At 65.3% G+C, this 11,340-nt stretch carries 13 protein-coding genes and 1 pseudogene; 7 read left to right on the top strand and 7 right to left on the bottom strand.

The window, feature by feature from the left end:
• Positions 1 to 275: 275 nt before the first annotated feature.
• Positions 276 to 1,850 (bottom strand): alkaline phosphatase, encoded by a 1,575-nt coding sequence (locus tag EOA33_RS11700; RefSeq protein WP_127405685.1) that lies wholly within the window; start codon positions 1,848 to 1,850, stop codon positions 276 to 278.
• Between the two features lie 262 nt (positions 1,851 to 2,112).
• Complete coding sequence (locus EOA33_RS11695; protein WP_127405684.1) at positions 2,113 to 3,396, bottom strand: MFS transporter; 1,284 nt, start codon at positions 3,394 to 3,396, stop codon at positions 2,113 to 2,115.
• Between the two features lie 77 nt (positions 3,397 to 3,473).
• Between EOA33_RS11695 and EOA33_RS11690 the strand changes: the two genes are divergently transcribed.
• A complete protein-coding gene (locus tag EOA33_RS11690; protein WP_127405683.1) occupies positions 3,474 to 4,091 on the top strand; it encodes a TetR/AcrR family transcriptional regulator in 618 nt (205 codons plus the stop codon).
• Positions 4,092 to 4,136: 45 nt separating this feature from the next.
• A complete protein-coding gene (locus EOA33_RS11685) occupies positions 4,137 to 4,727 on the top strand; it encodes a hypothetical protein (RefSeq protein ID WP_126057568.1) in 591 nt (196 codons plus the stop codon).
• Positions 4,728 to 4,734: 7 nt separating this feature from the next.
• Here EOA33_RS11685 and ppa read toward each other — a convergent pair whose 3' ends face one another.
• From ppa to EOA33_RS11660, 5 genes are all read right to left on the bottom strand, one after another.
• Entirely contained in the window at positions 4,735 to 5,277 is a 543-nt protein-coding gene (ppa, locus tag EOA33_RS11680) for an inorganic diphosphatase (protein ID WP_126057567.1), read from the bottom strand.
• A 104-nt stretch (positions 5,278 to 5,381) separates the two neighbouring features.
• On the bottom strand, positions 5,382 to 5,888 hold the full coding sequence (locus EOA33_RS11675; protein ID WP_126057566.1) for a GNAT family N-acetyltransferase: 507 nt from the start codon (positions 5,886 to 5,888) through the stop codon (positions 5,382 to 5,384).
• 119 nt (positions 5,889 to 6,007) lie between these two features.
• Entirely contained in the window at positions 6,008 to 6,646 is a 639-nt protein-coding gene (locus EOA33_RS11670) for a TPM domain-containing protein (RefSeq protein ID WP_127405682.1), read from the bottom strand.
• A 5-nt stretch (positions 6,647 to 6,651) separates the two neighbouring features.
• Positions 6,652 to 7,440 carry a YgcG family protein gene (locus EOA33_RS11665; RefSeq protein WP_126057565.1) on the bottom strand — a complete coding sequence of 263 codons (789 nt, stop codon included), beginning with the start codon at positions 7,438 to 7,440 and terminating at the stop codon, positions 6,652 to 6,654.
• A 226-nt stretch (positions 7,441 to 7,666) separates the two neighbouring features.
• Positions 7,667 to 8,305 carry a LemA family protein gene (locus EOA33_RS11660; RefSeq protein ID WP_126057564.1) on the bottom strand — a complete coding sequence of 213 codons (639 nt, stop codon included), beginning with the start codon at positions 8,303 to 8,305 and terminating at the stop codon, positions 7,667 to 7,669.
• A 164-nt stretch (positions 8,306 to 8,469) separates the two neighbouring features.
• Here EOA33_RS11660 and EOA33_RS11655 point away from each other — a divergent pair, with 164 nt between their 5' ends.
• The 5 genes and pseudogenes from EOA33_RS11655 to EOA33_RS40430 form a co-directional block, all read left to right on the top strand.
• Complete coding sequence (locus tag EOA33_RS11655; RefSeq protein WP_126057563.1) at positions 8,470 to 8,721, top strand: hypothetical protein; 252 nt, start codon at positions 8,470 to 8,472, stop codon at positions 8,719 to 8,721.
• Between the two features lie 12 nt (positions 8,722 to 8,733).
• The gene (gene pdxY, locus EOA33_RS11650; RefSeq protein WP_126057562.1) at positions 8,734 to 9,618 is read left to right on the top strand and encodes a pyridoxal kinase PdxY; all 885 of its coding nucleotides are present in this window, start codon (positions 8,734 to 8,736) and stop codon (positions 9,616 to 9,618) included.
• On the top strand, positions 9,615 to 10,382 hold the full coding sequence (locus EOA33_RS11645) for a DUF429 domain-containing protein (RefSeq protein WP_126057561.1): 768 nt from the start codon (positions 9,615 to 9,617) through the stop codon (positions 10,380 to 10,382). The genes pdxY and EOA33_RS11645 overlap by 4 nt, the downstream gene beginning before the upstream one ends.
• Before the next feature lie 146 nt (positions 10,383 to 10,528).
• Positions 10,529 to 11,173: a carbonic anhydrase gene (locus EOA33_RS11640; RefSeq protein WP_126057560.1), complete on the top strand. Its 645-nt coding sequence runs from the start codon at positions 10,529 to 10,531 to the stop codon at positions 11,171 to 11,173.
• Positions 11,174 to 11,181: 8 nt separating this feature from the next.
• Positions 11,182 to 11,340, top strand: a pseudogene (locus tag EOA33_RS40430) (nuclear transport factor 2 family protein); the annotation flags it as partial.

Here is an 11,340-nt window from a genome sequence, read left to right as displayed (position 1 = left end):
GTGGTGACCGGCCCCGTCAGCGCCGCTTTCAAGCAGCGACAGAAGGATGCCGGCTGCGACAGCGCCGTTTGGCCGAAGATTCCCGCTGTCTGCTATCCGGACTGACGGCCAGCGGTCGCGGTCGTCCTCCTGGAGACTGTTTCGAAATTCGCTCCGGCGAGTCATATGGTGGTGGTTTCGAGAACCGGAGCGGAGCGGACAATTTAGGTCCGTGAGCACCGGAAGCGCAGAAAACGCCAGCAGATGGCCGCCGGAGTAGAATTTCCAACAGTCTCCTAAGCCGAGCGCACCGGATCGAGCGTCACCTTGTAGAGCTCATTGTCGTCGCGATCCATCAGCCGCACCGTCAGCTGCTCGGTGGCGCCTGAGATGTCGACCAGGCCGAAGAACTGCAGGCCGGCCGACGGCGGCAGGTTCTGGCCCTGCTCGGCGGTCGGCGCCTTGATGAACTTCAGCTCCGGTCCGAAGGTCATGTCGAAATCGTTGGGCCCGAACGTGCCGGCATGGATCGGGCCTGAGACGAATTCCCAGAACGGATTGAAGTCCTGGAACTGCGCCTTGTCGGGGTTGTAGTAGTGCGCGGCCGTGTAGTGGACGTCGGCCGTCAGCCACACCGTGTTGCTGATGCCGGCATTCTTGATGTAGCGCAGCAGGTCGGCGATCTCGAGTTCGCGCCCTTTGGGCAGGCCGTTGTCGCCGTTGCTGACGGCCTCTGCGCCCACTTTCTTGGTGCCGTCGTTCCAGACGACGAGGCCAAGCGGCATGTCGGCGGCGATGATCTTCCAGGTCGCCCTTGAATTGGTCAGCTCGCGTTTCAGCCACTTGGTCTGCTGCTCGCCCAGCATGCGCGATTCCGGCGTCATCGTGTCCTGCATGTCCGGGCCGTTCGGGCCGCGATAGGAGCGCATGTCCAGGAAGAACACGTCGAGCAGCGGCCCGTAGGCGATCTTGCGGTAGACGCGGCCGGGCTCGGCCGGCTCATAGCGGATCGTCGTCATCTCGTGGAAGGCGCGCGCCGCGCGCGCCGCCAGCACATGGATGGATTTTTCCGAATAGCGGTCGTCACTGCTGAGGTCCTTCGAATCCGACCAATTGTTGACGACCTCGTGGTCGTCCCACTGGTAGAAGGTCGGGCAGATGGCGGAGAGGCCCAGCACGTTCTTGTCCATCATGTTGTATTTCCACTGCGCCCGGTATTCGTCGAGCGTCTGCGCCACCTTGCGCTTCTCGTCGATCAGCACGGCGTTCTTCCATTTGCCGCCGCCGGGCAGGTCGACCTCATCCTTCATCACGCCGTCGGCATAGATCGTGTCGCCGGAGTGCAGGAAGAAATCGGGCGTGTGCTTACCGATGGTGGCGTAGGTCTTCATGCCGGTCTCGTCGATGCCCCAGCCCTGGCCGGCGGTGTCGCCCGACCAGGCGAAGCGAATGTCGCGCTTGGAGGCCGGCGCAGTGCGGAACCGGCCGACGATCGGCTCGGAGACGGCGTTGACGTCGGCGAGATCGGCGGCCGTCATGCGGTAGAAGATGTCCTGGTCGGCGGCGAGATCGGTGAGCAGCCGCTTCACCGTGTAGTCGCTGGCCGGCGACGTATCGAGCGGCGCGAGCGTGGTCGCGTTGGCGAAGCTCTCCGTCGACGAGACTTCGAACATCACCCGCGCCGGGCGGTCCGTGCGCGTCCACACCATGCCGCTTCCAGCATCGACGTCGCCCGACTGGACGCCATGGGTGAAGGCCGGACGCTGGCTGGCGCGCGAATAATAGGGCAGCGCGAGGCCCGAGGCGCCGACCAGGCCGAACGCGCTCGCCGAGGTGACGAAGGCGCGGCGGGTCATCGAGATCTTGTTCATGGCTGTCTCCGGGATGGCATTGAACGGGACCGCCAAGCTCCCGCCTCAATGTTTCAGGCGCATCTCGGAACCATGAAGTTTTTCTGACAACCAACAGGTGTCTTTACCTTCTCCCCCCGGGGGAGAAGGTGGATCGGCGCGATAGCGCCGAGACGGATGAGGGGTACTGGAAGGAATGGGACGTCGGTGTCCTCTGGAACACCCCTCATCCGTCGCCTTCGGCGACACCTTCTCCCACAAGAGGAGAAGGGGCAGTCGTGTCCTACGCCGGCTGCGGCTCCGGCTCGAAGGCCGGCTTGCTCGTGTTGATCAAGAGCGAGATGCAGGCCGCCGCGATGCCCGTCATGCCGGCGATCAGGAAGGCCAGCTCGTAATTGCCCTGCAGCTCGCGCATCGTGCCGCCGAACGCCGCGGCCGCCGCCGCGCCGACCTGGTGGCCAGCGACGATCCAGCCGAACACGATCGGCCCGCTGCGGTCGCCGAAGGCCTCGTTGGCGAGCCTCAGCGTCGGCGGCACGGTGGCGATCCAGTCGAGCCCATAGAGCACGGCGAAGATGATCAGGCTGACCGCCGAGAAGCCGGAATAGGGCAGGTAGATCAGCGACAGGCCGCGGATGGCATAGTAGACGCCGAGCAGTTTGCGCGGGTCGAAGCGGTCGGTGAGCCAGCCCGACAGCGTCGTGCCGATCAGGTCGAAGATGCCCATCATCGACAACAGGCCGGCCGCCTGCACCTCGCCGATGCCCATGTCGCCGCAGAAGGCGATGAGATGCGTGCCGACCAGCCCGTTGGTGGTGAAGCCGCAGATGAAGAAGGTGGCGAACAGGTACCAGAACACCCGCGTGCCGGCGGCGCGGCGCAACGTGCTGAGCGTGTGCGCCAGAAAATTGCCCTGCGAGGCGGGCGATACCGGCGGCACGTCATCCGGATCGGCGCCATAGCGCACCTGGCCGATCGAGGCCGGACGCTCCGGCACCAGCAGCCACACCACCGGCACCAGGGCGGCGGTGGCGACCGCGATGGCGATGGCGACCGGCTTCCAGCCGCCCGCCTGCGCCAGCGAGGCGAGCAGCGGCAGGAATACAAGCAAGCCGGTGGCGCTGGAGGCCGACATCAGCCCCATCACCAGGCCGCGATTGGTCTTGAACCATCGATTGACGATGGTGGCGCCGAGCACGGTTGCGACCGCACCCGAGCCGATGCCGGAAAGCACGCCCCAGGTGATCAGCAGATGCCACGGCTTGGTCATCAGCAGGCTGAGCGCCGTCGAGCCCGACATCACCAGCAACGAAATTAGCAGCGTGCGGCGCAGCCCGATCCGCTCCATCAGGGCTGCCGCGAACGGCCCGGTCAGGCCATAGAGGAAGATGCCGATCGCGGCAGCCAGCGAGACCACGTCGCGCCGCCAGCCAAAACTCTCCTCCAGCGGCAGCATCATCACCGACGGCGCCGAACGAAGCCCGGCCGCGATCAGCAGGCAAAGAAAGATAACGCCGACCACGACGAAAGCGTAGCGCTGGCCAAACGGACGAGACTGAGCTATCATGTTACTGACCGGTACGTTGCAATTGGATGGGGCTATGAATACGTACCGGTCAGTAACATTGTCAAGCGAGTCGTGGCATGCCACCGGACAAAAAAATTGAAGCATCCATCAGCGGGGATCACGCGCCAGCGCATCCGAAGGCCGCCGACAAGATTCTCGACGTGGCGCGCGACCTGTTCTACCGCGAAGGCATAAGAGCGATCGGCGTCGACGAGATCGTCAAGCGCGCCGGCGTCACCAAGCCCAGCCTCTACCGCAGCTTTCCCTCCAAGGACGAACTCGCCGCCTCCTATCTGCGCAAATACGATCTCGAATTCTGGGAGCGCTTCGACGAGGCTGTCGATGCGCATCCGGGCGACCCGCGCGCGCAGATCGTGGCTTTCCTCACCCGCGTCGGCAAGCGCACGCAAAAACCCGACTATCGCGGCTGCGGCATGACCAATGCGGCGGTGGAATATCCCGATCACAGTCATCCGGCGCGCATCGTCAGTGAGACCAACAAGCAGGAACTGCGCCGCCGCCTGCGCGCCATGGCGGCCGCAATGGGCGCCGCCGATGCCGACACGCTTGGCGACGGCCTGCTGCTGCTGATCGAGGGCGCCTATATCAGCGGCCAGCTGTTCGGCCTCGGCGGACCGGCGGCGTCGGTCGCCCGCAACGCCGATTTGCTGATCGAAGCCAGCTTGAAGAAATAGCGATTGGCGGTACGCTCCCGGCAACTCGAAACGGAGTTGTCCGCCATGCGTGCGCCTCTGATCCCGCTTGCCCTCGCCGGTCTCTGCCAGGCGGCCCATGCCGGCGACATATCCAGCGCCTACACCGATCTGGACTGGGAGAGGGATTGCGTAACCTATGCGCAGGCGGCCGAGGGCGAAGGCGATTGGGCGAGCCTCGCCTGCTCCGGCTATCGCGGCTACCCCGTGCTGATCGGCTACGACGATGCCCGCGAATCGCTGTTCTACGGGTTCCCGTCCGGCGACATGACCTCGGTCTGGGAAAGCTTCTCCGGCCTCAACACGGCCGGGCCCAAGGTGGAATGGCGCATCGAGACCAACGGCGACGTCGCCATCCCCTTCGCCGTCATCCACCGCCGCGAGGTCAGCAATCCCGATGACGAGAACAAGCCGACCCAGGTGCTGGTCGTCGCCAAGGTGGCCCAGCCGGACACCCAGCAGGGCTGCACCATCGGGCTGGTGCTGGCCACCGGCAACCCGCAGGCCAACGACCAGGCGCGCAAGCTCGCCGACGAGAAGGCGAAAGGCTTCGCCTGCGGCAAGGACAAGCGCGAGGTGATCGGCAGCGTGCCGGACTTCGGCCGGGTGGATAACTGAGCCGAGACTACTTCGCCGCCTTCGCCACCTTCGCCCGTTCGATTGCCTCGACGATCATCTTCTTGGCGTATTTGGAATCGTGCCAGCCCTCGATCTTGACCCATTTGCCGGGCTCGAGATCCTTGTAGTGCTCGAAGAAGTGCTGCACCTGATCACGCGTGATCTCGGGCAGATGCGTGTACTCGGTGACGTTCTCGTAGCGCAGCGTCAGCTTCGGCGACGGGACGGCGATCACCTTCTCGTCCTGGCCGGCATTGTCTTCCATGATCAGCACGCCGATCGGCCGCACATTGATGACGCAGCCCGGCACCAGCGCGCGCGTATTGCAGACCAGCACGTCGATCGGATCGCCGTCGCCCGACAGCGTGTGCGGCACGAAGCCGTAATTGCCGGGATAGCGCATCGAGGTATGCAGGAAGCGGTCGACAAACAGCGTGCCGGCCTCCTTGTCCATCTCATACTTGATCGGCTCGCCGCCGATCGGCACTTCGATGATGACGTTGACGTCTTCCGGCGGGTTCTTCCCGGTGGCAATCGCTTCGATGCGCATAACTCAAATCCCTCTCTCGATTTGTCAGACCGATAGCGGCGGACGCGTCATGGTGCAATGCGGCGAATCGTGCGGGGAGAATAACAACGCCGAAACGCGGGCGTTCATTCCCAGACGAAGGCGACCTTCTTCAGCGCCTTTTGCTCGAATATCTCGACGCCTTCGGCGATGTCGCGGCCGCCGGCGCCAGCATAGAAAGCGAGCGCGTTCTGGTTGTCCTCAAGCGCCCAAACCACCATGCCGCGCAGACCGTGGTCGGCTAGCCGCGCGCGGGCCGCGCTGAACAGCCGGCTGCCGAGCCCGATGCCTTGGTATTCCGGGCGCAGATAAAGCTCGTAGATCTCGCCCTGCTGGCGGAGTTCACGGGCGCGATTCTTGCCGATCGTGGCGTAGCCGGCGATCGTGCCGCCAATCTCCACCACCAGCACGGTGGCGGCGCGGCGAATCGCGTTCGCCCACCAGTCGGCCCCGCGGCGGTTGATCATCGAGGTCAGCGTGCGGTGCGGAATAATGCCGGAATAGGCGCCGCGCCAGGCCTCTTGATGCACGTCGGCGATGGCCGCCGCGTCGCGCGGCTCGGCCTTCCTGATGTCGATGGTCAGCGTGTTCATGATTGGTTAACCATAAACCCGCATCGCCGGATTGCAAAGAGTCCGGCCCACGGCATCCGCGCTTTCGCACAGGCGAACAACAGGGCGCGGGAGGGCTCAGCGCAGGTTAAAGACTAATCTCAAATCTCGACGAGATGATCGTCCAGCTCGTTGGCATCGCCCGCTGTGACAGGGAAATGTTCGGCCAGCACCGCGCCAACCGATTCGACGGCCTTGATGAACCCGTCGGCGAGCCGGTCGTCGCCGGCATGCGCGGTAAGGTCGCGCACCACGCCGTCCCAGACATGCTGGCCGACCTTGCTGTTGATGCCGCTGTCGGCGACCACCTCGGCATAGCGCTCGGCGATCGAGACGAAGACCAGCACGCCGGTGCGCGCAGCGGTGCGATGCACGTTGCGGGCAAGGAACTGCTTGACCGCGTTGAGATGCGCCGCCTGGTAACGCAGGTGGCGCGGCACGAAATGGATGCGCAATCCGGGCAGCGCCCACAAGAGCACCAGCACCGAGGCCAGCGCCAGGAGCTCGGCGAAAACAAAATGCGGCAGGCGGATCGACAGCCACCAGGCCTCCAGCCCATAGGCGACGGCAAGGCTGGCGACGAGCATGGCTAGCGTCGTCATGAAGGCGGCGGGAAAGAAATAGCCGTCGCTGGCATGCGCCACGACGCAGTAGATCTCGCCGTCGGTCCTCGCCTCGGCGGCGCGGATCGCCTCGGCGATGCGCTCATGATCCTGCGGGCTGATCGGTCGTGTCGCCATGTGTCTCACCAGCTTCCCGAGGAGCCACCGCCGCCCGACGAACCGCCGCCACCGGAGAATCCGCCGCCTCCGCCGCCCGAGGACCAGCCACCGCCGGAGCTCCCCGAGGACCAGCCGCCGCTGGACGAGCGCTTGCCGGGCTCGAAGGTCATGCCTAGCCAGCGATAGCGGCCGGGGCCGATCCTCTGGCCGAAGATCGGTGGCAGGATGGAAGCGGCAAGGCTGAGAACGAGGATGGTGATCCAGACTGCGATGAAGATCGAGAAGAACAAATCGTCTGAATTGAATGGCGCCTGCTCGTTGCGCTTGCCGCGCGCCTCCAGCTCCTCCGGATTGCCTTCCAGCACCATGATCATGTCGTCGACGGCCTTGGTTATGCCTCCGGAGAAATCGCCGGCGCGAAAGGCCGGCACCATGTCGTTCTCGATGATCAGCTTGGTGTGCAGGTCGGTCAACGTGCCTTCCAGCCCATAGCCGACCTCGATGCGCATCCTGCGATCGTTCGGCGCCACCACGAGCAGGACACCGTTGTTCTCCTTGGCCTGGCCGAGCTTCCAGAACCGGAACAGCCGGTTGGCGTAAGGCTCGATCTCCTCGCCACCCAGGCTGGGGATGGTTGCGACGACGATCTGGTCGGAGCCCTTCTTCTCGAAATCGGCGAGTTTTTTCGTCAGCGCGGCTTTTGTTCCAGCGTCGATGATACCGGCATTGTCGACGACGCGACCGGTGAGCGCGGGCAGATCGGCGGCGAAGGCGGTGAGAGGGAGGAGGAGGAAGCAGACGAAGCTCAGCAAGACGCCAACGAAGGCGTTCTGGCGCGCGCCCCTATATCCTGCCGGACATCTCCCCCACTTGGGGGAAGATTGACGGCTCGACCACCAGCCCTCCCTTTCAGACGTTGGGGAATGGCGAAGGCGAACGCGACGAACAATCTCCCCCCCAGGGGGGGAGATGTCCGGCAGGACAGCGGGGGGCGCGAAGGAACGCAAGGCTGGCAAGCTCGGTAAACTAACTCGTCGTTCAACCGCCCTGCTTCGTGCCGAAATCGACCTTCGGCGGCTGCATCTTGTCTTCCTCCACGGTGAAGTTAGCGAAGGGCTCGTTGCTGCGGAACCAGAAGGTCGCCCACAACACCGACGGGAAGGTCTTCAGCGTCAAATTGTAATCCTTGACCGCCTGGATGTAGTCGCGGCGCGCCACCGCAATGCGGTTCTCGGTGCCTTCGAGCTGCGCCTGCAGCGCCAGGAAGTTCTGGTTGGCCTTGAGGTCGGGATAGGCTTCCGACACCGCGATCAGCCGCGACAGCGCGCTGGTCAGCCCGGCCTGGGCATCCTGGAACTTCTTGAGGGCCTCGGGATCCTTCAGCGTTTCCGGCGTCACCGTGATCTGCGTCGCCTTGGCGCGCGCCTCGACCACGGCGTCCAGCGTGTCCTTCTCATGCGCAGCATAGCCCTTGACCGTCTCGACCAGATTGGGGATCAAGTCGGCGCGGCGCTGGTACTGGTTCAGCACCTCGCTCCAGGCCGCCTTGGCGTTTTCCTCCGCCGTCGGGATGGTGTTGTAGCCACAGCCGGCAAGCAGCGGCAGCACGATGGCCATCATCAGAATGGCCGGCAGATGGCGGAAGATGGAGGGGGAAGAGAGGCTCTGGGCAAGCATGATTTGGGTCCCTCGTCGGAAGTTGCACGCGAAGCATTACCACAATCCGCGTGCAAGAAAATGACCCGGCCGGAAAGCTTCCACTGCCATCCCGCTGCCCTGCAGGCAGGCCCTGTGAATGGCCGGGCGAACAGGCTAAGGTCCCGGCTGAACAGGACATTGCCATGGCCGAGCGCCAGGACAGCGACAAAGAATCGCGCCGTATTCTCGAGCGCGTGGAGCGGGAGACGAACCCGGGCGGCACGTCGTTCATCGCCCGGGCGGCGAAAGGCGCGCGCGACCATGTCAACGCCGCGGACGCCGACCGTTCGGACCGGATCGACTATTGGGGCACCCGCATCGGCAGGGTGCTGGGGCTCGTCATCGCCTTCGGCCTGCTGGCCTGGCTGGTGTATTTCGCCACGCGTGGCGGTTAGGACCGGACATCCATGAATGCTGAAAAAGCCGGCGCGCCGCGCGCGGTCATCGTCATCTCCAGCCATGTCGCGCGCGGCTCTGTCGGCAACCGCGCCGCCGTTTTTGCGCTGGAGACACTGGGCTTCCCGGTCTGGGCGGTGCCGACCATCGTCCTGCCCTGGCATCCAGGCCACGGCCGGGCAACCCGCATCGTGCCGCCGCTCGACCAGTTCAAGGCGCTGATGGCCGATCTCGAGCGCGCGCCCTGGCTGGGCGAGGTCGGCGCGGTGCTGTCTGGCTATCTGGGCGAGGCCGGCCAGGCCGAGGCCGTCGCCTCGCTGGTCACCGCCGTCCGGGAGAGGACGCCGAACGCCCTCTATATCTGCGATCCGGTGATGGGCGATTCCGGCGGGCTCTACGTGCCGGAGCCGACAGCGGCGGCCTTGCGCGACCGGTTGATGCCGATCGCCGACATCGCCACGCCCAACCGCTACGAGCTGGAATGGATGGCCGGGGCACCGCTTGCCGACCTGAAATCGGTGATGGCGGCAGCCCTTCACGCCGGTCCCTCGACCATGCTGGTCACCTCCGCGCCTTCGATGATGGCCGGCGGTACCGGCAACCTCCTGCTCGATTCCAGGCAGGCGTTGCTTGCCGAGCACCGCCTCATCGACAAGCCGCCGAACGGGCTGGGCGACCTGACGGCCGCCGTCTATCTGGCGCGCATCCTCTCCGGCCAGCCGCCGATCAAGGCGCTGCAGTCGACCACGGCCGCCGTCTACGAGATCCTGGCGCGGACCGCCAAACGCGGCGGCGACGAACTGCAGCTCGAGACCGACGCGCAGAGCCTGTCGCATCCGATGGCGATGGTGCAGCTGCGCCACCTCCTGCACCCGGAGCGGGACAAGCGGGCGTGACGGCCGGCGTGCTGGTCGGCGTCGACGGCTGCAAGGCCGGCTGGATCGCCGTCCATCGTCATCCGGATGCCGCTCCGTCGATCTCCGTCTTTCCAGGCTTTGCCGCTTTGCTCGCCGCATTGCCCGCCGGCGGCGCCACGATCGCCGTCGACATGCCGATCGGCCTCCCCGACTTCTCGCAAAGGGGAGGACGCGGCCCGGAGGCGATCGTGCGGCCGCTGCTTGGGCAGCGCCAATCGAGCGTGTTCTCGATCCCCTCGCGCGCGGCGCTCTATGCCGAGACGGACGGCTTCACCACGGTCGAGGCCTGGTACGCCGCGCATCGCCGCGCCAGCGAGGTCGCCAAGGCGAGTTCCGATCCGCCGCGCGGCGTCTCGATCCAGGCCTTCGGCATCTTTGCCAAGATCCGCGAGATCGATGCCCTGCTGATCGCGCGGCCGGAGTTGCGCGGCCGCGTCTTCGAATCGCACCCCGAGGTCGCCTTCTGCCGGCTGAATGGCGGCCAGGCCATGGCGCTGCCGAAGAAGGTCAAGGGCGCGATCAACCTCGCCGGGATGGAGGAACGCAAGGCGCTGCTATGCCGGCATGGCTATGAAAAGAGCTTCCTCGATCAGCCGGCACCGAAGGGAGCCGCCGCCGATGATTTTCTCGACGCGGCAGCGATGATGCTGATTGCCGGCCGCATCGCCAGTGGCGAGGCAAGGCCGAATCCGGACCCGCCGCTGTCGGATCGTTTTGGCATTCCAGTCGCCATCTGGGCATAGAGCGACAGGTTGAGCCATGTCCGCCGCATCGCGATTGCGACGGAGCCATCCGCAATTCGGCATTGCTCGCGACCGGCTTTTGCCGTTAGAGGCTTCTCCAGACTGAAAGTGCCGCATCCAACCCGGAAAGGGTCCAGACGCCGCCCATGCCCCATCTTCCCGAACATCTGCTCAACGGCTATCGCAATTTCATGAACGGCCGCTATCCGGCCGAAAGCGGGCGCTACCGCTCTCTGGCGCGCGAAGGCCAGGCGCCCGAGACGATGATCGTCGCCTGCTGCGATTCGCGCTCCGCCCCTGAGGCGATCTTCGATGCCGGCCCGGGCGAGTTGTTCGTGCTGCGCAATGTCGGCAATCTGGTGCCGCCCTATGCGCCGGACGGCGAATTCCATTCGACCTCCGCCGCGCTCGAATTCGCGGTGCAGAGCCTGAAGGTAAAGAACATCGTGGTGATGGGCCACGGCCGCTGCGGCGGTATCCGCGCGGCACTCGACCCGAATTCCGCGCCGCTCTCGCCAGGCGACTTCATCGGCAAGTGGATGAGCCTGATCGCGCCCGCCGCCGAGACCGTGTCGTCCAGCACCTTCATGACGGCGACCGAGCGCCAGACCGCCCTGGAGCGCATCTCGATCCGCTACTCGATCGCCAACTTGCGGACCTTCCCTTGCGTCTCCATCCTCGAAGGCAAGGGCAGGTTGTCGCTGCACGGCGCCTGGTTCGACATCTCGACAGGCGAGCTGTGGGTGATGAACAAGGAGACCGGCGATTTCGAGCGGCCGGATCTGGGGTGAGGCCCGCGATGCGGATCGTTTCCCAGGGAACCGCGATAGCCGCCGCGCTGTTCTTTTCGGTCCTCGCCGCCCGCGCCGATGACGGCGCGCTGATCGACCGCTGGTATTCGGCGCTGCTCGTCGCCGACCGGACGGAGCTCTCGGATTTGCTTGCCGACGACGTGCGC

The organism is Mesorhizobium sp. M4A.F.Ca.ET.050.02.1.1 (assembly GCF_003997725.1).
Lineage (GTDB): Bacteria > Pseudomonadota > Alphaproteobacteria > Rhizobiales > Rhizobiaceae > Mesorhizobium.
The sequence above is the reverse complement of the archived record's forward strand: the minus strand, read 5'-3'. Positions and strand labels throughout refer to the sequence as shown.

Bases quoted from the DNA above. Each gene is read 5' to 3' on its own strand.
- EOA33_RS11685 (WP_126057568.1), top strand. From the start codon at position 4,137: ATGCGTGCGCCTCTGATCCCGCTTGCCCTCGCCGGTCTCTGCCAGGCG.
- EOA33_RS11690 (WP_127405683.1), top strand. From the start codon at position 3,474: ATGCCACCGGACAAAAAAATTGAAGCATCCATCAGCGGGGATCACGCG.
- EOA33_RS11655 (WP_126057563.1), top strand. From the start codon at position 8,470: ATGGCCGAGCGCCAGGACAGCGACAAAGAATCGCGCCGTATTCTCGAG.
- EOA33_RS11695 (WP_127405684.1), bottom strand. From the start codon at position 3,396: ATGATAGCTCAGTCTCGTCCGTTTGGCCAGCGCTACGCTTTCGTCGTG.
- EOA33_RS11640 (WP_126057560.1), top strand. From the start codon at position 10,529: ATGCCCCATCTTCCCGAACATCTGCTCAACGGCTATCGCAATTTCATG.
- EOA33_RS11675 (WP_126057566.1), bottom strand. From the start codon at position 5,888: ATGAACACGCTGACCATCGACATCAGGAAGGCCGAGCCGCGCGACGCG.
- EOA33_RS11660 (WP_126057564.1), bottom strand. From the start codon at position 8,305: ATGCTTGCCCAGAGCCTCTCTTCCCCCTCCATCTTCCGCCATCTGCCG.
- EOA33_RS11670 (WP_127405682.1), bottom strand. From the start codon at position 6,646: ATGGCGACACGACCGATCAGCCCGCAGGATCATGAGCGCATCGCCGAG.
- EOA33_RS11700 (WP_127405685.1), bottom strand. From the start codon at position 1,850: ATGAACAAGATCTCGATGACCCGCCGCGCCTTCGTCACCTCGGCGAGC.
- pdxY (WP_126057562.1), top strand. From the start codon at position 8,734: ATGAATGCTGAAAAAGCCGGCGCGCCGCGCGCGGTCATCGTCATCTCC.
- ppa (WP_126057567.1), bottom strand. From the start codon at position 5,277: ATGCGCATCGAAGCGATTGCCACCGGGAAGAACCCGCCGGAAGACGTC.